At 37.5% G+C, this 517-nt stretch carries 2 protein-coding genes; both read left to right on the top strand.

Translation table 11 applies throughout. The features are described from left to right. The coding region (locus tag ACFIO5_RS13545; protein WP_375705698.1) for a monovalent cation/H+ antiporter complex subunit F at positions 1–169 on the top strand (169 nt) is incomplete at its 5' end. After that, on the top strand, positions 166–517 hold a 352-nt coding region (gene mnhG / locus ACFIO5_RS13550), incomplete at its 3' end, for a monovalent cation/H(+) antiporter subunit G (protein WP_375705697.1). The genes ACFIO5_RS13545 and mnhG, both read left to right, overlap by 4 nt.

Below are 517 nucleotides of genomic sequence, written 5' to 3' on the forward strand. Positions count from 1 at the left end.
TGTTGGTTTGGATGCTCTTTATATAACCACTATTCTTTTATTTCTTACGTTCGATATCCGTTCAGGAACAACCATTTATTTTGTAGCAGCTTTTATTATTGGGCTGTTAGGTCCTGTCTCAAGTATTGCTTTGGCAAAATTTTTAATGCGCGGAGAAATTATTGAATGAAGGATGAGATATCGCTTATAGTTGCTCTTTTTATCACTGTTTTCTTAATATTAGGATCGGGACTGACACTGATTGGAACAATAGGTTTGGTGCGTTTTTCCAATTTTTATAAGCGTTTACATATGCTTTCGGTGGCTACAAGTTGGGGCGTTGGCAGTATTCTTATTGCTTCGTTTCTTTATGCAACTTTTGTAGATTATTGTTTTGCTTTTCGTGAAATATTGCTGATGTTTTTTTTGTTTTTGACAGCACCGGTAGCTTCTATATTGCTCTCACAGGCAGCGGCTTATCGACACCATTCAGAAGATCAGTCAGAAAAACCGCTGGCTCTCTTATTGCATCAGACGC

The sequence above is a fragment of the Bartonella sp. AA86SXKL genome (assembly GCF_042196885.1).